The following is a 17,319-nucleotide window of genomic DNA, read 5'->3' as shown; positions in this document are numbered from 1 at the left end:
GAACAGCCAATGACCGAGATGGAAAAGGCAATGGCCGGTTTGCTGTATGATGCCAACAATGATGCCGGGCTGATTGAACAGCGCCACGCCGCCAAGGATGCACTGTTTGAATTTAACAGCACGCCGCCGCGCCAGTTGGAAAAGCGCCGCGAGATCCTGCGCAAACTGCTGGGCAAAACCGCAGGGGCATTTCACATCGAAGCGCCGTTCAACTGCGATTACGGTTACAACATCGAGATTGGCGAAAACTTCTACGCCAATGTCAATCTGTGCATTCTCGACTGCGCCAAGGTGAGCATTGGCAACAACGTGTTTGTGGCGCCCAATGTGCATATTTGCTGCGCCGGCCACCCGCTGGATGTAGAGCGCCGCAACAAGGGACTGGAATATGCCTACCCAGTGACGATCGAGGACGATGTTTGGATTGGCGCTGGCGCACAAATTCTGCCTGGCGTGACCATTGGTCGTGGCAGCGTGATTGCCGCTGGCGCCATCGTTATCCGCGATGTGCCGCCCATGTCACTGGTTGGCGGCAACCCGGCCCGCATTATCAGAACCATCACCGAGGCCGATGTCGCCAAATACCGCGAAGCGTGATGTGACGAAACCACACCGATAAAACAGGCCGGAACCGCCATTGGAACTGACGGCAAGTGCGCTCATGTTTTCCCGTTACCGGCTGTTCGGCGCGCTGGCCGGTGCGGCGGTTATGGTAGCGGCCGCGACGACTGTGCTGATCAATGGCTGTTTTCTGCATGCGCTGATGCCGGCAACGGCACTGTGCCTGTTGCTGGCCACGCTGCTGCGCAGGCAAACGGGCGTGCAACAGCGTGATAAGCGCTGATGTGCTGGCCGCAGCGCCACTTTACCGCAGTATACCCTGGATTAACTTGAGAAAAGTTGCTGTATACAGCCTGAAAACTACAGCAACGCGGTCGATATTCAGAACAACCACAAGTAATAAAAATATACTTCAAATATTTTCAACTATTGGCTGATGTTGAGGCCAAAAAAAAACCTCGACCAGATGAATGGCCGAGGTTCCAAGCCTGCTGAAATGCTATCCCTCAAAACATCTCACAATATATAAAACAACTTTAACAGATAGTTTATGACAAAGACAATAGCTGTTTATTGGTATAATTAACGCGAATTCGAAACAAAACGAAACTTTCATACAATACATCGTTATTACCCCTTTCGCGTTAACCCAAAATTGAAAGCCAGTTTGACGAGGTGATTGCAAATCTCTAGGCACATACACTCGGTATAGTAGTGAGTGGTGTATGTGTGACTTTGCTGAGCGTTTAACAGCAGCATTTAATCAGGGAAAGACTATTCCCCGTGAGTATGAACCTGCAGAAGCGGCCAGCAAGCGCGCCAACTGCCATGAGGCCGCAGCAGATTATGTGCGCCGGAACGGTGGCACGGTTATCCATGGATGGGTGCCAAAGGGTGCAGGTTATTACACCAAACATTGCATCGTAGAGCACAATGACCGGATGATTGAGGTGGCACGGCCAGAGCAAGCCGCCTTTCCCTTTGTGCGCCACGATCTTTTTCCCGACGACTGGAATGAGCAAGGCATTTTCGTGACGGACTTTACAGCCTGGTCCAAGGGCGCGCATGAGCAACCGAGGGCCGAGAAACCCCGCAAGTTCGGTCTGTTACGTATGCTGATCGGGTAACCGCGCCCATCTTCCCCGTGTGACGTATTCCACCTCACGCCTTATTGCGTCCACGGTTTGCATTGCCCCTGCAGGTTTTCGCAGGCCAGCACATTGTTGATGGTTCTGGCACCGGTTTCGCCCGGACGCAGATGGATGGCCTGGCGCGACGGATGCCGCCTGCCCTGACTATCAACCCCGGTCATTTCCAGCTGGCACTGCGCGGCAACGCTGCAATTGTTTTCAGCGCGAATACCGCAGGACGGATTACCAAAGCTGTCACGTTGCTGCACCTTTGAAAAAGCAACACATTGGCCAACCTGTGCGGTGCCCTGTGAGGAACCTTGTCCCGCGTTGGCTTTGGCGGCCTTTTGTCTGTCATGTTCGGCAGAAACGACATTCATGCAGGGGTTCACCAGACTGGAACTTCTCTTGATCAGCCCATTGCAATAGACCTGATTGCGGTTTTGTGGCGGGACTGCAACGCACTCTCGTTGAAACTGCTGGTTGGCGGCTTTGTATCTCTGGCATTCCGGTTGCGCCTGAGCGTAGGGGTGATTGAGAAGAATGCTTTGCAGTTCATCAAAGCCCAAAGTTTCCGGAAAAATCTGCGCGATCGATATGTTGGGCGTGGTGACAACAGTTAAAAATGCGATTGCGCACAGGCGGGCCAGCAGGCTGAACATCATCTCTCCATCATTTCCAGGAAACTCGAGGGGTCACCAGGCCAGTTTTTACGAGCCCTGGGCCTGATGTAATCACCCAGATTGGGTAACGGGGGCGGTTTAATTTCGCCAGATGGGCAAAGCCGTACGGCAAACGCCCTGCGCCTGGTTTTGTTTGGCGCGGAGGTAAAGCTGTTTAAAACCCCACCTTGAATTACATTATTCCACACTCATAAAGCGAAGAACAATGTAAGAGTTAAATTCCTGATTCCATGACAAATGTTCCGGGGGTTGTGTGGGAGAGAGTGAAGGCGTCGAAGGTGGGGTCGGTTACTTCATGTGGAGTATAACCGAAAACAGGCTCATCATGGATGAGGTAACATCTGGGTATCATGGGTTTTCAGCCGAAGTGGGTGCGCAGGGCGTAACAATCGAGGATATTCTCGAACGCATCGACATTGAAATGCGAGACCGGGTGGCCAGTGCCATCATCGACAGCATCACCGAAAAGGCGCTGTTTGACCAGCGCTACAAGGTCATCCGCCCCGACGGAACGACCCGCATCATCGCCGCCCGCGCACGGCCGATCTTCGATGCGGATGACGCGCCTTTTCTGGGCTTGGGCGCCGTACATGAGGTCACCTTCAAGCGGCCAAGGTTGTTGGGCGGGACCTAAAAGCGCAGACACAACACCACAGCATTGACGGCGAGAACAGCAAACGGCTGGTTGGCCAACTGCAACGCTGTGGCCGGTCATTGCCATAACAGACCCCTCGCCTCGAAAACATCGGTCAACTGACCGAGAATATCAGCCTCACTGCGATGACCGAAACGCGCGTGCAAGGTCACAGCCACGGCCCGTATATCCACAAAGTGCAGCCGGTTTGCATCCGCCTTGTCGGCGTGCTTGTGGATGGCGTCCATCAACCGTTGGTCATCACACATCCTGTTTTTCCCACGACTTTCCATTCCAACGAGGCATGCGCCAAGGACAAAAGCCTATGCCACCATCGGTCATCGAAGTGACCGGGATCATCGAGATGATCTGGCGATGCCGGGTTGCCCACCATTAGTGGCCACCGAAAAGCGTTTGTGGATGCCTTTCGCCAGAGCGAAATGGTGACAGAACAAAAGAGCGGCGAGACAGGATCTTGAGGAGCCACGCACGCTTCGCTGCGGCCGCTATTTCACTGTGTATGTCGAGAATGGAAGTGCACGAGGTTTTCACGTTGCGCGCTCCTGTTCAGCAGGCAAGAGCACGTGACAACCCTCAGTCATCAGCGCCTACATTTTCGGTTGCTGACGATGTGGCAGGGTAAGCGCCACCAATGGGTATGTCCACTCACTGATTTCTTTATTTTCAGCAGCGCCTGCGCGGCCCACACACTGCGGCAATGAAAAGCAGAGCGCATGGATGCGGCTGGCCTTGCGAAACCCCAACGTTCACGCTTTGCACGCTACTCGACGGTTAGCGTGTATGCGCAGTCATCTTTGGCGTTCAGAGCAGACCGGGTCGGGTAGAACGCGAGCTTAACTGGCTCCCCCGCAATTCCGGCAATCGGCACAGTGATGGGAAACCTTGCAAACTTCCTGTAGCTGACCAGACGGGTGTTCTGCAGTTCAACGGCGCAGGTTCCGTTTTCTGCTTCAAGCTTGATTTTGAGCGCTCTCGAGGTTGTCGGCGTAATAATGAATGTGCTTGACTGCCCGTTGCTGGTTTCGCCCGAAACCGTCTCCACACCACCTTCAGAAATACTGATTTCCCTGTTGGCTTCGCGCGCCATGGCGGGCGAGACTTGCAAACAGATGATCGCCAGAATGAGGCTTTTGCGCATAAAACTCTCCAAAAAAGCCAACTGCACATAGATGATGTGCAATAGCCAGCCAATTTGGTTCACGTTTGCTTTAGCGCGTACGACTGCTCCATCGCTCTCTTATCGTCAAAACCTCTATCATTCGCACAAACAAAAAAAGCCCGGGACGTGCCCGGGCTTTTGTTTTTCACTTACAGTTTCGTGTCATTCGACCGGTAGCTAAACCAACGCGGAAGGAGTCTCGCTTTGGAGACTGGTACGGTTGGTGAATCCCTTAAATCGTCCAAGCAAGATGTCTTGTGCAGGTTTCTCGATCCATCGGAAAACATAGATTGAAACGATAACAGTTAGCGCAGTCGTTGCGGCCAGTACGAGTGTCAGCAGTTCGAAACTCAAATGTTTGCCGAGTAGTTTTACAGGGAACTGCAGGGTATATGGATGGATGAGGTAAAGTGAGTAAGACGCATCACCCAATAGAACAAAGAACATTAGCGTGTTGCTTTTTTCCACTCGGACCACAAGGAATGCAAGAACTATAGTCGCCGCGAAGATGGCGGACGTGATTACGCCTGGCCCAGCCCACTTAGTACTCAATGTGTGCAATACAGGTGCCGCGACGAGCAACAAAACCGCAACCACGTTCGAGCCGGCTTTGAGGCGCGAGGAACTCATGTAGGCGTTGTAAATGAGCATCCCTATGACAAACTCGACCAGTATCGGGTTTGTGTAGAACCGCCAGGGCGCGGAGCCTTCTGGCCAAATTCGTCCGATGAGCACGAGCGTCAGTATAATGCCGGAAGCAAACCATGATGCATTGCGGCCTGCCAGCAAGCAGATTCCAAAAACAAGATAGAAAAACATCTCATAGCAAAGTGTCCACCCGAGAAATAAGATCGGCTGAATCATGCCGTTTGATTTCTCAAAAGGAATAAAAAGGAATGATTTTATGACAGACTCAGCATCTATGACGGTGGAATTGAGAAGGCCTTTCCAAAACAGGGCGATTACGATCAGCCCCAAAGTCAGCAGCCAGTAAAGCGGCACAACGCGAGCTATCCTACGACGGAAAAAGTAGATCGGGCCGCGGGCTGGATTGGCAGAGTAGCAAATGATAAATCCGCTCAGGACGAAGAAGATATCGACCCCGGCGGCACCTATACCAAAATAGTTGGTGCTGAGATTGTATTCTACCGTCAAGCCACTTCCGAAGTGGAAGAGCACGACAGCAAATGCCGCCACAAATCGTAAGACCTGTAATGAGTACAGTTGAGGCCGAGCCTGCGGCGGTGTTTGAAGTTCGTTCATATCAATTGGCCGCATCTCGTTTCCAGTTCAAATCGTGCTCTAATGTTTTGGTAAGTGTTGCAGCAAGACGTGCGTGCGTTTCCGCATTGGGATGCCAGTTGCAACCAAACCCTTTTGCTTTCGTGCGGAGGGCAAGAAACCTGATTTTACCGTCACCCCGTTGGTGTCGTAGCTTAACGGCGGCTTCAATTGCGGCGCTGGCTTCGCTAAACTGACTGTCGGTCAGCATCGGACCCAAGGCAGCGTAGATCATCGCATCAGGGCTTTGGTCGCGAATTACAGCCATGAACGCAGCATATGCGTTGACAAAATTGTCTGGTTTAGTCTTTTCCGAAAAATCATTCGTCCCCAAGTTGACGATAACGACATCAAAGACCCGTCCCTTGGGGACGGCCTGCTGGAATACAAACGGCATTGTCGTGACATCAGAAGGGAACTTTGGCGACACACGAATGCCAGATGTCGCTATGGTCGTAATGTCTGCGCCGACACTTCTGGCTACGACAGCTGGGTAGGTCAGATATTGGTTTTGAGTATCCGCCGAAAACTTGCAGGATTGATCGCTGCCTTCAATACCGTATCCGGCTGAGATCGAGTCTCCGATGGCGAGTATCTGCCTGTTTCTTTTTTTTCCCGGGAGGAGCGTACCGTCCGTTTTGATTGATGACAGTGTGGTCGGACCAAACATTTTTTCGGTTCTACGGATAAGCCTCAACGTATGCTGCTGCCCGCCACCATCCGCGACAAATTGGTAGGTCTTCTTGCCGCGCGCAAGCTGCAACTTGCTCAATTTTCCATCATTCTCAACTACGAGGCTGTTCTTTCCCGAATCCTCAAGAGTGACTGACACAGCCTTTCCAGTGAATATGATTTCAAAGCCACTTCCAGGCCATTCTAATGATTGGGTCTTCTCATTTACCAACCCTAACCAGAGAGAAGGCGTGTCAATGGCAAAGGCGGACAGTGTCGGCGAAACTGCAGAAACAAACGCCGCCATCGACGCAATGGAAAGAAATCTCCCCAGAAATCGGATCATTTTACTTGTCACTGGTGGCTTCTTTCGAAAATATTCATTTTGTCGACTACCCTGCGCAAGAAGGGGGCAACAAGAAATAGATTTATGGATATTTCAAAACATTAGAAATTTTTGGAGTATTTCAAATCGGTGTATATATCAGCCACAAAACAATAATGTAATTGGTTGCATTGGGAACGGATACACCGCTCGCGTGAAAACTACAAGTAACCGCCGTAGTTATCGACTAGCATGGCGGCATTTATACAAGCCAAATTTTACTTAGCTTTGCGACATAATTGTGAGGGGTGTTTGAATTTGCGAAGGAGCTGGAATATACACCCACTCTAACCCTCCGCGCCACCATCTGATGGCCATACATCACGCAGCCACAACACAAAAAAGCCCGGGACGTGCCCGGGCTTTTTGTTATTCCGTGTGGAGTTATCAGAACTTGATACCGAGACCAATTCGAATGGCGTGCTGGTCTAGGTCGGAATTGACTGTGCCACCGCCAAGACCGCCGAAGGTGAAGTCCTTGTCACCGAAATTGGTGTAGCGATATTCAACGCGGCCGAAGACATTGTCGGTAAAGGCGTAATCGACACCAGCGCCAACAGTGAAGCCGTTGAAAGTTTCTTTCTGCTCGGCAACGAAGCCCGGCACCTCGGCAAAACCACGGCCGATTGCCCAACCGGCAGTGCCGTAAATCAAGGCGCGGTCAACGGCGTAACCGACCCGGCCACGAACAGAACCCTGCCAATCAAGGCCGTAATTGATGGAAGGTCCACCAAAACCAAGGGCCAGGGAGTCGTCGCCCCAGTTCTTTTCGAAATCACCTTCGATACCGAGAACCCAGTTATTGTCCATCTGGTGGTTATAACCGACGAAACCGCCGAGGATGCCGCCGTCAAAATCCGCTGCAAAAGCCGGGAACGGCGCACCTGCGCCAAAATCGAGGTCATGGTTGTTCCAGCCGTAACCGCCCTGCACACCGACCGTGAAACCAGTCCAGTTGAAGCCAGGCAGCTCAACAGCCACCGGTGCTGCAGGTACTTCGTAAACAGCGTCTGCAGCCATTGCGGAGGATGCTGCAAGAATGAATGCGGCGCTCAGTGCTAGTTTCTTCATGATACTAAACCCTCTCCAAAATTTCATGAGGGTCATATTACACCCATCCGAAATATAAGATGTAACTAAAAGATCACACACTTAAACATTGCATCAATACGAGGCATCTGCGGAAATTACGCTTAAAAAAGTGTCACCAAAAACGCTGCACACCGGATGTGATGCCAATGGCTCTCGTTCGCGGGTCGGTTTGGCCCAAAAAATTGCAAACGCCACCACCCCGGTTTGTATGCCGGGGTGGCGGGTGTCGGTAATGGATTGAAGGTCGCGGGCTGTTCGCTGGCGGTTAGTGCTTGCGCAGCAGCGCGCTGTTTTGGGCCGGTTTGCCGTTGTTGCCGATGCCGGAGGCGCTGATCTTGGCCTTGCCTTCACCTTGCATTGTCATGGTGCCTTTCCAGCCATTGTTGTCATCCAGCTTGACGCTGTTGCCGGATACGGAACCGGTGACCTTGGGACGCGGGAAACCGTTATTGGTCCAGAAGGTGACCTTGCCGTTGGAGATCTTCACGGTGGTTTTTCTGCCGCCGCCGCTGCTGGTGCCGCTCCATGTGCCATCCCAGGCGTTGGCCTTGGCGGTTTTGGCCTGTGTTGCCTTGGTTTGCGCAAAGGCCGGCGTGGTAGACATCAGTGCAAGCGATGCCACTGACAGAACAAGTGTGGTGATGAATTTACGCATAGGAAGCCCCCTTTTCATGCGAGGCCAACGCTAACAGATGGCGGGCGCGGCCAAATCCCCCTTATGGGTGAGCCGGCGCTGGTTGGCGGCCAGAAAATAGAAAATTTCGGTGTGTTTGGAGGCCCACACCACTGCGTGGCTGCTGACTAGGGCGTTTTATTTACCGAAAACACCGGGAACAATAAGCCGCCTTGACAGGTTCACGGCACAGATGACCAGCAACAGGCAGGAAATGTTATGAATACCGACCTTATGGCGATGTCCGCCCCGATCAAATTTGACGACGTGGATTATCTGACTGATCTGATGCTGCAATGGAGCCAGAAGCACGGGCGATCAATGGATGACCTTATGGGCCAACGCCACACAATCCTGTCTCGGTTCCGGGCTGGAGAGCGGCGGGCGGAGCGGCTTTTCTCTGACATGTGACGATGACAGGTGCTTAAGCGCGAATTTACTGGCTATTGGCGGTGATATCTGCGCAGTGTGGATTTTCTGGAGAACTCCATGCGTCGAATCATCCTGTTTGCGGCCCTTTCCCTGCATGCTCTGACTGCCGACGCGCGAGAGGCTGCAACGGAAGTTGTGGTTAGCGGCGGCGCAGCACAAATCTTCAAAAGCACCGTCACTGGCAGTGATGCCAAATCCTTTCTCATCACGTCGGATGCCGCCAGAGCCGTGACGCTGAAATTTGCTGCCAATAACAGTATTTGCGGCGTTGAAGTACAGACCACCGGCCAGCACGACTACGCCAAATATGCGCAGTTTCCGATAACAGTGCCGTTAGCCACCATGATCAACAATTCCTATAAGGTATCGTTTTTCCTGACGCGATCCGCCTGGATCGGCAAACAGCAATGCGAGTTTACCCTGTCTGTTCAGTAAGCGTCACGCTCTTTACGCCCTGCCCTTTGCGCTCACGGCGCGATGGGAAGACAGGCGAGCTATGGCAAGGCCTGATTTGAAAAAACGGCATTCGTGAGCAGAATTTGCATTCTTAAAAAAGTGCCGGCGGCAGCCGGGACTGCCGCCAGCATTCGCCAAGGAAATTGCAACGTTTCCGGAGGTGGCGAAGGTAAAAGTTGCGGCCGTTATTCGGTAATTTCCACCGGCGTGCCATCCGGCGTGATGATCACGGCCTCGTAAAATCCATCGCCGGTCAAACGCGGACCGGACATCAGGCAGCCATCTTCCACGCAGCGGCGGGCCAGTGCATCAACAGCGGCGCGGTTGCCAAGCGAAATGGCAATGTGGTCCCAGCCAAGATGATCATGGTCCAGACGGCCACGCAGCCAGGGGCCAGTCATCAGCTCAATCTGGTCGCCACTGTCAGGCAGTTTCAGAAAACGCGACACAAACCCTTCGCGGCGCTTGCTGTGATAGGCCTCGCCCACCTCTGCACCAAAATAGCGTTGCCAGAAGGCAGCGGCGGCATCGAGGTCACGGGTCCAGAGTGCGGTGTGGGCAATGCGCATGATCAGATTTCAGCCTTTCAGAACAAGGAATTGCACCCGCATTGCTGCGGGACGACACGATGAATCATTCACAAACGTGAAATAACATGCGCAAATACGCACATCAATGCACGATGTTTTACCAATCGTGCAAGAATGTGAAGGTGTCTTTGTGTGGTGACAGATGAAACGAGGCCGCGAAAGGGATGCCGCGCCTCAGCGAAACCTCACTGTTTCCACTGTTTGCAGCTGGCCTCGTGCGGTTCAGGTTTCACACCCTGTGGCGGCACGTCGGGGTCTGCATGTTTTCGCGGTGCCTGTTTGTCACAACAAAGGGCGGTGGTTGGTGAAGGCAAACGTGTTAGCGACTTCATGAACTACAACCTACACGCAAGTTCAGCGCATGGTTATTCGCCTATATGAACAACACGGCTGATACAGCCTGAGTTCAATAACAGGATGACTGCGCGCTATGGACTACCGGATGTACCTCTTCATCGAGAAAATGTTCAAGTCCACTGTGACTGCCGACAAGAATCTCGTCGATAAGGCAATAGCATCGCACGAACGACTGATCGGTATAGTCGAAGCTAAATACCAATTTAGCCCATTTGCAAATGACATCACGGCGGCATCAAATAGAACTATTGAAACAGTTAAAAAAATTGCGGGCAGCGGCGACAAATACTTCGTTAGGTATCTGAATGATGAGCAGCTAGACGATCTCGAAATAATAACAGAAGATTCTTGGACTTTTGGCCTAGCAATACTTGCCGGATATCAGGTGAAACATAATGACAAAAGCAATGCGGGTGATCCGTATGTTCTTGAGGAAGTCATTAGTTTAATCAGTTGGCAGACAATGAGCGCAGGCCCAGAGTCCATTCACTCGATCATTCAGCCAAAGCTGGAAATCTTTGAGAAAGAAGCCACAGCCAGAGCGAACGAACTTTCTGAGACTGTTTCGGCACATCGCAAACTTTTTGATGAGCAGCAACTTCTGCACGCGCAGGCTGCCGAGGCGACAGCAAGAGCGCAAGTCGAGCTTACGGTGGCCAGTCAAGGATTTGAGCATAAGGCACTTGAACTCGAAGACAAAAGCCAAGGCATTGAAAGTGACATTCGCCAACTGCGCGCCGATCTCGACGCTCAAGTCGCCAGATTTGGAACAGAGGCTGCGCGTAAACTTTGGGGTGAACGCGAGAAACAAAGCAAATGGGCTTTGATCTTATCTTCGGTCGCGATCTGCCTGCTGATAGCCGCACCCATTGCGCTCGCGGTGTGCTTTACAACTGAGATATTGCACTATCTTGCACAGATCGTGGCTGCGTCTGCCTTGCCAACGATCGACTCCAACGGCCAACAACTGCCACCACCCACTGATGCACAGGTGACGATTGCCGCAGTCGGCCGGTTGGTCATCGTGACTGTGCCCATATTCCTTTATATCTGGGCCATCCGTCTCGTTGTACGCTTTAACTCGCGTTCACTGCTGCTGTTGGATGACGCAAGGCTGCGGCTGACGATGCTGGATACCTTTTTCCACCTCATTGAAAAGGAAGGTGCCGTTAAGGAGGATCGTGCGCTCGTGCTGAATGCCTTGTTCCGCCCAGCTCCCGGCCACGGCGATAATGTCGACCCACCAAACTTTACAGAACTTGTTTCCAAAGCCATGGGAACAGGGACATCAAAGTAGGTCGTACAAATGGCGTCTTGGTTTGAAAGATTATCGTCAAATAATCCTACAGTATGGCAAGTCTGTTCCGTCTGCTAAATGAAGCCCTGCCCCAACGTTTATTCAAATAACAGGTAGGGTCGGTATGGATCATGCGATCTTGTTTCCAGCGAAGGTCATCTCGCATTCATTATCGGATAGCTTATGATGGCCGCAAGCGAATGACACGGGGAGATTTTGATGCCTGAAAGCTTGTTCAAACCCGCTGTGCCCATCCTGTTCGTGCGTGATGTCTCGGCAAGCAGCTGCTTCTACCGCGACAGGTTGGGTTTTGTGGTGGATTTTCTCTATGGCACACCACCATTTTACGGTTCGGTTTCACGCGGTCAGGCCTGCCTGCACCTGCGCCATGTTGGTGCACCAAACTTTGCTGCGCTGGCGGCAACAGAACCATCCCTGATCCTGGCGACGATTGAAGTCACTGATGTGCATGGGCTGTATGAAGAGTTTCAGGCTCAAACCGTCGATGTGGCGCAATTGCCGACCCGGCAGGATTGGGGCGGCACGGATCTGCATATCAGAGACCCCGATGGCAACGTCATTTCCTTTGTCACCTACACGCAACAACAGTGATCATGCCACCCGGCTGATCGACAGCAGGACACGCCAGTCATAAAAATTTGATGTGACCAGCAAGCCCAAACGCCCTATCCGGCTAACGAGCCAATTTGAGAATCCATAACCTGCTTCCCCGTGGAAGTTGTTTTTTTCAGGATGATGTCCTTTTGTTCCAAGTGTTTGATCTGTTTAAACTGGCACTTTGCCTTTACGTTATTGTCAGAACCATCATGCCGCTGCCGACCTCGCGGTTGGTCAAGATCATCGTCGCCGTGGCGCTGGTGGTTATTTCCCAGCACCACCTGATTACCCGCATCACCACCGGCAACATGTTTTCGCCCGAGGTGCCGCGCGCGGTGATGATAGCAGTCAATATCGGTTTCGTGTTCATCGTGCTGGCGGCAATGATGCAACTGCTTAGCGACATCATCTCCGTGCTGATCGCCCTCGTGAAGCGTCGGCAGGTGCGCGTGTCACTGACGGCACGCGCCATCATCATTGCGCTGTCGCTGGGGCTTTCCAGCTACGGCGTGTCGCAGGCGCTGCGCGTGCCTTCGCTGAAAGAGGTCACACTGGAGATTAAGGGCCTGCCACAGCAGTTTGACGGTTACCGCCTTGTGCAGCTGACCGACCTGCATTTGAGCCGGCTGTTTCAACGCGAATGGGCCGAGGCGACCGTGACCGCCGCCAATGCCATTGGTGCCGACCTTATTGTGATCACCGGCGATCTGATTGACGGTACGATCGAGGCGCGCAAAAACGATGTGCCGCCGCTGGGCGACCTGCGCGCGCCTGACGGTGTGTGGGTTATTCCCGGCAACCACGAATATTATTTCGGCCGTCCGGAATGGATGGCACAGTTCAAGTCGCTGGGCATGCAGGTGCTGGAAAACCAGCACACGCTGATTGAGCGCGATGGCGCCAGCCTGACTTTGGCTGGCGTCACCGACCGCAGCGCCGTGCCATTTGGCCAGGAAGGGCCAGACCTGCAAAAGGCGCTGGCCGGTTCGCCACCTGACAATGTCGTCGTGCTGCTGGACCACCAGCCGCGCATGGCGCAGAATGCAGCCGATCTGGGTGTGGACGTGCAGCTGTCTGGCCACACGCATGGCGGCATGATCTGGGGTTTTGACCGCATCGTTGCCATGTTCAACAACGGCTTTGTCTCCGGCCGTTATCAGGTGGGTGACATGCAGCTTTACGTCAACAATGGCACGGCGCTGTGGATCGGGTTTGCGGTGCGGCTGGGTGTTCCATCTGAACTGACGGTCATCACGTTCAAATCCGTCTGACGCGATTTCGTTGATCTGACCTGAAAACGGCGCCTCCTCAGGCGCCGTTTTGTTATCTCGACGTCTGCGTGGCATCATCCAGAAAGGCGCGCAGCCGTGGTGTCATGAAATCCAGAAAGGCGCGCACGCGGTGTGGCAGGCGTTCACCACCCATGAACAGCGCGTGCAGGTCTTCGGTGTCACCGTCCACCTCGTGTTGCAGAATTTCCACCAGCGCGCCGGAGCGCAGCTCATCCCGGATGTGATATTCACCGAGCTGTGCAATACCCATGCCCATGACAGTCATGCGCCGCACGGATTCGCCGTTGTTGCCGAGCAGAATGGCGCCCGGCGAATAATCCCAGATACGGCGGCTGGTGCGCGGTGCGGAAATCTGTTTCGAGCGGCGAAAATTAAAACCAAGGCAGCGGTGGTTTTTCAGGTCCTGCAGGTTTTGCGGCACGCCATGCTCCCTGAGATAGGCCGGTGATGCCACCACCCGGCGCTGCGCGGTGCCAAGCTTGGCAGAGGTAAGCGAGGAGTCCCCCAGATTGCCGATGCGAAAGGCGACATCGGTCCGGTCGAGATAGAGATCGACAATCTCGTCCGACAAGGACAGGTCGACCACGATATTGGGGTACAGCGCCCAGAACTGCGGCAGCAGCGGCTCTACCGCCACGGTGGCAAACCCGACCGAGGAGGTCACGCGCACCACGCCGCCACTGGCGGCTGCGCCGCGTGACACGTCACGTTCAATATCATCCAGCTCTGCCAGCAGACCCTGGCTGCGCTCATAATAGCGCCTGCCCTCTGCCGTCAGCGACAGGCGGCGGGTGGACCGTTCCAGCAGCCGCACGCCCAGACGTTCTTCCAGACGGCCAATCAGCTTGGATATATTGGAGGGAGTGATGTTCAACTGGCGGGCGGCCTCGGAAAAATTTCCGGTTTCCACCACCCGCACAAATACATCCATCTCGCCAGCACGGTTATCCATAGTCATCTCCATTTGTGAATATGGTTCATAGATGTGATGCCGCGAAACCGCGTTGTCAAGCGCGGTGTATCACCCTATTTTTCCTGTCATATTTGGCTTTCACAAACGCTTCGCCTTCTCCCAAGCGGCGATAAATACCTTGATCGAGGAATGATGATGGAAAAGACCGGACCTAACTGGCCGTTGCTTGCCTTGGCCGTGGGCGCCTTTGGCATTGGCGTTACCGAATTTGCGCCCATGGGCATGTTGCCCGTTATTGCTGATGGTGTTGATGTGTCCATCCCGTCGGCCGGGTTGCTGGTCAGCGCCTATGCCGTGGGGGTCATGGTGGGTGCGCCCTTCATGACGCTGCTGTTTTCGCGTTTTGGCAAACGCACGGCGCTGATTGCGCTGATGAGCATTTTCACCCTTGGCAATGTGCTGTCGGCCTTTGCGCCAGATTACTGGACCTTGCTGATTGCCCGCGTGGTGACCAGTCTCAACCATGGTGCGTTTTTCGGGCTTGGTGCCGTGGTGGCGGCAAGTCTTGTACGGCCGGAAAAACAGGCAACCGCGGTTGCCACCATGTTCATGGGCCTGACCATTGCCAATATTGGCGGTGTGCCAGTGGCAACCTGGATTGGCCAGCAGATTGGCTGGCGTGAGGCCTTTGGCGCAACGGCGCTGCTGGGCATTATCACCATGGGTGGTCTGGCGCTTGCGCTGCCGAAAAGTGCCGCCGGCAAACGCCCTGATGTGCGCCGGGAACTGCAGGTGATGATGCGGCCTGACGTGCTGCTGCCGCTGTTGACCACCGTGCTCGGTGCCAGCGCGATGTTTGTGCTTTACACCTATGTCGCGCCAATCCTGCAAAACCAGACCGGCGCATCGGAAGGTTTCATTACCATTGCGCTGGTGCTGATTGGCGTTGGTTTCACCATTGGCAATTATGTCGGCGGTCGTGCAGCCGACTGGTCGCTGACCGGTGCCGCCTCGATGTTTCTGGCGCTGCTGTCGCTGATGATGTTCCTGTCGCCCCTGCTGCTGGGCACCCATATTGGCGCGGCCATTACGCTGGTCATCTGGGGCATGGCGGCTTTTGCCATTGTGCCACCGTTGCAGATGCGGGTGATGCAGGCGGCGTCTGAAGCGCCGGGCCTCGCCTCCTCCATCAATATCGGCGCGTTCAACCTTGGCAATGCCATTGGTGCGGGTATTGGCGGCATGGTGATCAATGCCGGTGTCGATTACGCCTATGTGCCGGTGGCCGGTGGCGTAGCGGCCCTTGCCGCACTGGCGCTGGTGCAGATCAGCCGCCGCCTTCCACAGGCACAGGCCTGCTGATAAGACTGGTTGAGAAAAGACAAGACACCGCGCCGGACACTGTGTTGCACAGTCCGGCGCGGTGTTTTTACATCAACAGGTCAACAATACTGGAACCCACCATGAACCGGCCGCACTACAGCCACGCTATTCAACGGTTGGGCATTCTGGATGCGCTTGCGGCCTACGATCCGCATGTGGCTGGCACACCACCGCTTGGTGTGCACACCGACACCAGCGACATCGATATATTGTGCTGCGCGCCTGACGCGGACGTATTCCTTGACACTATAGTGTCTCTCTACAGCAACCACACGGGTTTCAGCTGTTGGCAGTGGGTGTCCGGTGAGCGGCCGTTGATTGCCAAATTTCACGCGGAAGGCTGGGAATTTGAAATCTATGCCAGCCCGCAGCCAGTAAAACAGCAGGCAGGATGGCGGCACTTTACCATTGAACAGCGGTTGCTTGCTTTGGGCGGCGAGACTTTCAAAGCAAAGATCATGTCACTGCGCAGTGAAGGCTATAAAACCGAACCGGCCTTCTGGGCTGCACTTGGTTTTGCTTCAAATACCCATGGTGATGCCTATTCCGGCATACTGGAACTGTGTAACGACACAGATGAAGCTCTTGTCGATAAACTTAAACAAGCAGGCTTTGTTTAAACGCGGCATATTTTCTTAAACGCCACGCGCTGCGCAACTCTATTTTTGCACCTTTTGTTGCGATTTGTATCGTTTTGCTACGGTCCAACATGGCTGATGTGCCATTTAGACTCGTTCTGCCGCATTTTTTACGTCCAAAACTTAAGAAAAACGTCGTCGCTTAAAATTGTAGTGAATTACTACAACCCATTTCAACTGATGGTGGGCATATTGCTCTCAACAGCACGCGAATGACGAGCGTGGACTACCCGGCATGAAGCCACTTTCTAAACTCTATACTTCATCTATTCTTTTAGAGAGAACAACATGCTTAGCATTACCGCCAACATTCCATCCCTGAACGCCCAGGCCAATCTTCAGCGCAGCAACGCCAGCATTGCCAACTCGCTGTCGCGCTTGTCTTCAAACCTGCGTGTCAACACATCGCAACAAGCCCCAGTCCTGCCGCCAAAGGCCGACAATTCCGCAGCAACTGCAGTGCAGGAAGCCGTTAGCAAGACGCAGACCGAGGAAGCCAAGCTCGGCAACGCGAACGAGATTTTGAACAGAATGACCACGCTGGTTCAGACGGCTGCCGGCAACAACACATCCGCTACCGACCGCGATGCAATCAACAAGGAACTTTCCGATCTCAAGGGTGAGTTGAAGAACCTTTCTGGTAGCACCAGCAGCGACGCATTGTCCAAGTCCTATGACGGCGGAAATGGCGCCTCCTACAGCCTGGTGGGTGCCGCCGGTTCGCGTGACATCAGTATTTCTGCATCGACAACGGCCGACGACTATGCCGGCATGCTGACAGCGCTCGGCAACGCTCAGGACGGTGTTTCAGCAGCCCGCGCCAGCAACGGTGCCGCGCTTTCAGCAGCAACGCAAAACTACACAGACAGCGTGGCAAGTTCTGCCAAAAGCTCAGGCCTTGCTGTGCGTGACGTTGCGCCACTTGACCGCAGTGAACTGTTGGCGTTCGCCACTTCGGCTTCGGAAGCGATGTCTGCAGCCAGACTTTCGATGGGCAATTCCAGCATCGCCCTCATTCAGGCAGCACTTCTGCGCGGCTAACACCAGCGACA

21 protein-coding genes are annotated in these 17,319 nt (G+C 53.9%); 12 read left to right on the top strand and 9 right to left on the bottom strand.

Annotation, left to right across the window (positions count from 1 at the left end; translation table 11 throughout):
* Positions 1 to 9 precede the first annotated feature (9 nt).
* From PYL13_RS09935 to PYL13_RS09925, 3 genes are all read left to right on the top strand, one after another.
* Positions 10 to 597, top strand: coding sequence for a sugar O-acetyltransferase (locus tag PYL13_RS09935; protein WP_275641185.1), 588 nt, complete (start codon positions 10 to 12; stop codon positions 595 to 597).
* A gap of 40 nt (positions 598 to 637) precedes the next feature.
* Positions 638 to 844: a hypothetical protein gene (locus tag PYL13_RS09930; protein ID WP_275641184.1), complete on the top strand. Its 207-nt coding sequence runs from the start codon at positions 638 to 640 to the stop codon at positions 842 to 844.
* 442 nt (positions 845 to 1,286) lie between these two features.
* Positions 1,287 to 1,688 (top strand): hypothetical protein, encoded by a 402-nt coding sequence (locus PYL13_RS09925; RefSeq protein ID WP_275641183.1) that lies wholly within the window; start codon positions 1,287 to 1,289, stop codon positions 1,686 to 1,688.
* 41 nt (positions 1,689 to 1,729) lie between these two features.
* Here PYL13_RS09925 and PYL13_RS09920 read toward each other — a convergent pair whose 3' ends face one another.
* On the bottom strand, positions 1,730 to 2,356 hold the full coding sequence (locus PYL13_RS09920; protein ID WP_275641182.1) for a hypothetical protein: 627 nt from the start codon (positions 2,354 to 2,356) through the stop codon (positions 1,730 to 1,732).
* 271 nt (positions 2,357 to 2,627) lie between these two features.
* Here PYL13_RS09920 and PYL13_RS09915 point away from each other — a divergent pair, with 271 nt between their 5' ends.
* The gene (locus PYL13_RS09915) at positions 2,628 to 3,008 is read left to right on the top strand and encodes a PAS domain-containing protein (protein WP_250982443.1); all 381 of its coding nucleotides are present in this window, start codon (positions 2,628 to 2,630) and stop codon (positions 3,006 to 3,008) included.
* A gap of 77 nt (positions 3,009 to 3,085) precedes the next feature.
* Here PYL13_RS09915 and PYL13_RS09910 read toward each other — a convergent pair whose 3' ends face one another.
* The 6 genes from PYL13_RS09910 to PYL13_RS09885 all read right to left on the bottom strand — a co-directional run bounded on the left by PYL13_RS09910 (position 3,086) and on the right by PYL13_RS09885 (position 8,273).
* On the bottom strand, positions 3,086 to 3,277 hold the full coding sequence (locus PYL13_RS09910) for a hypothetical protein (protein WP_275641181.1): 192 nt from the start codon (positions 3,275 to 3,277) through the stop codon (positions 3,086 to 3,088).
* Positions 3,278 to 3,789: 512 nt separating this feature from the next.
* Positions 3,790 to 4,167, bottom strand: a complete 378-nt coding sequence (locus PYL13_RS09905; protein WP_275641180.1) for a hypothetical protein — start codon at positions 4,165 to 4,167, stop codon at positions 3,790 to 3,792.
* Between the two features lie 198 nt (positions 4,168 to 4,365).
* A complete protein-coding gene (locus tag PYL13_RS09900; RefSeq protein WP_259146371.1) occupies positions 4,366 to 5,466 on the bottom strand; it encodes an acyltransferase family protein in 1,101 nt (366 codons plus the stop codon).
* Positions 5,453 to 6,487 (bottom strand): SGNH/GDSL hydrolase family protein, encoded by a 1,035-nt coding sequence (locus PYL13_RS09895; protein ID WP_259146372.1) that lies wholly within the window; start codon positions 6,485 to 6,487, stop codon positions 5,453 to 5,455. Before PYL13_RS09895 ends, PYL13_RS09900 begins: the two co-directional genes overlap by 14 nt.
* A 426-nt stretch (positions 6,488 to 6,913) precedes the next feature.
* Positions 6,914 to 7,597: an outer membrane protein gene (locus tag PYL13_RS09890; protein ID WP_259146374.1), complete on the bottom strand. Its 684-nt coding sequence runs from the start codon at positions 7,595 to 7,597 to the stop codon at positions 6,914 to 6,916.
* 286 nt (positions 7,598 to 7,883) lie between these two features.
* Positions 7,884 to 8,273, bottom strand: a complete 390-nt coding sequence (locus PYL13_RS09885; RefSeq protein WP_275641179.1) for a hypothetical protein — start codon at positions 8,271 to 8,273, stop codon at positions 7,884 to 7,886.
* 237 nt (positions 8,274 to 8,510) lie between these two features.
* On the opposite strand from PYL13_RS09885, the gene PYL13_RS09880 reads away from it, so the two are divergent.
* A complete protein-coding gene (locus PYL13_RS09880; RefSeq protein WP_250982450.1) occupies positions 8,511 to 8,702 on the top strand; it encodes a hypothetical protein in 192 nt (63 codons plus the stop codon).
* Between the two features lie 78 nt (positions 8,703 to 8,780).
* Positions 8,781 to 9,158 (top strand): hypothetical protein, encoded by a 378-nt coding sequence (locus tag PYL13_RS09875; RefSeq protein ID WP_275641178.1) that lies wholly within the window; start codon positions 8,781 to 8,783, stop codon positions 9,156 to 9,158.
* Positions 9,159 to 9,364: 206 nt separating this feature from the next.
* Here the strand turns inward: PYL13_RS09875 and PYL13_RS09870 are convergent, their stop codons facing one another.
* On the bottom strand, positions 9,365 to 9,748 hold the full coding sequence (locus PYL13_RS09870; protein ID WP_275641177.1) for a VOC family protein: 384 nt from the start codon (positions 9,746 to 9,748) through the stop codon (positions 9,365 to 9,367).
* Positions 9,749 to 10,199: 451 nt separating this feature from the next.
* On the opposite strand from PYL13_RS09870, the gene PYL13_RS09865 reads away from it, so the two are divergent.
* The 3 genes from PYL13_RS09865 to PYL13_RS09855 all read left to right on the top strand — a co-directional run bounded on the left by PYL13_RS09865 (position 10,200) and on the right by PYL13_RS09855 (position 13,312).
* Positions 10,200 to 11,423 carry a hypothetical protein gene (locus tag PYL13_RS09865; protein WP_275641176.1) on the top strand — a complete coding sequence of 408 codons (1,224 nt, stop codon included), beginning with the start codon at positions 10,200 to 10,202 and terminating at the stop codon, positions 11,421 to 11,423.
* A gap of 219 nt (positions 11,424 to 11,642) precedes the next feature.
* Complete coding sequence (locus PYL13_RS09860; protein ID WP_275641175.1) at positions 11,643 to 12,035, top strand: VOC family protein; 393 nt, start codon at positions 11,643 to 11,645, stop codon at positions 12,033 to 12,035.
* 161 nt (positions 12,036 to 12,196) lie between these two features.
* Entirely contained in the window at positions 12,197 to 13,312 is a 1,116-nt protein-coding gene (locus PYL13_RS09855; RefSeq protein ID WP_441296663.1) for a metallophosphoesterase, read from the top strand.
* 52 nt (positions 13,313 to 13,364) lie between these two features.
* Here PYL13_RS09855 and PYL13_RS09850 read toward each other — a convergent pair whose 3' ends face one another.
* Positions 13,365 to 14,285: a LysR family transcriptional regulator gene (locus tag PYL13_RS09850; protein WP_250982454.1), complete on the bottom strand. Its 921-nt coding sequence runs from the start codon at positions 14,283 to 14,285 to the stop codon at positions 13,365 to 13,367.
* Between the two features lie 156 nt (positions 14,286 to 14,441).
* Between PYL13_RS09850 and PYL13_RS09845 the strand changes: the two genes are divergently transcribed.
* From PYL13_RS09845 to PYL13_RS09835, 3 genes are all read left to right on the top strand, one after another.
* Positions 14,442 to 15,608: an MFS transporter gene (locus PYL13_RS09845; protein WP_275641174.1), complete on the top strand. Its 1,167-nt coding sequence runs from the start codon at positions 14,442 to 14,444 to the stop codon at positions 15,606 to 15,608.
* Between the two features lie 101 nt (positions 15,609 to 15,709).
* Positions 15,710 to 16,249, top strand: coding sequence for a DUF4269 domain-containing protein (locus PYL13_RS09840; protein ID WP_275641173.1), 540 nt, complete (start codon positions 15,710 to 15,712; stop codon positions 16,247 to 16,249).
* 306 nt (positions 16,250 to 16,555) lie between these two features.
* Positions 16,556 to 17,308, top strand: a complete 753-nt coding sequence (locus tag PYL13_RS09835; RefSeq protein ID WP_275641172.1) for a flagellin — start codon at positions 16,556 to 16,558, stop codon at positions 17,306 to 17,308.
* The last annotated feature ends 11 nt before the right edge of the window (positions 17,309 to 17,319 follow it).

Source organism: Agrobacterium sp. Azo12 (assembly GCF_029193765.2).
Classification (GTDB): domain Bacteria; phylum Pseudomonadota; class Alphaproteobacteria; order Rhizobiales; family Rhizobiaceae; genus Agrobacterium.
This window is presented reverse-complemented; position numbering and strand designations above follow the sequence as displayed.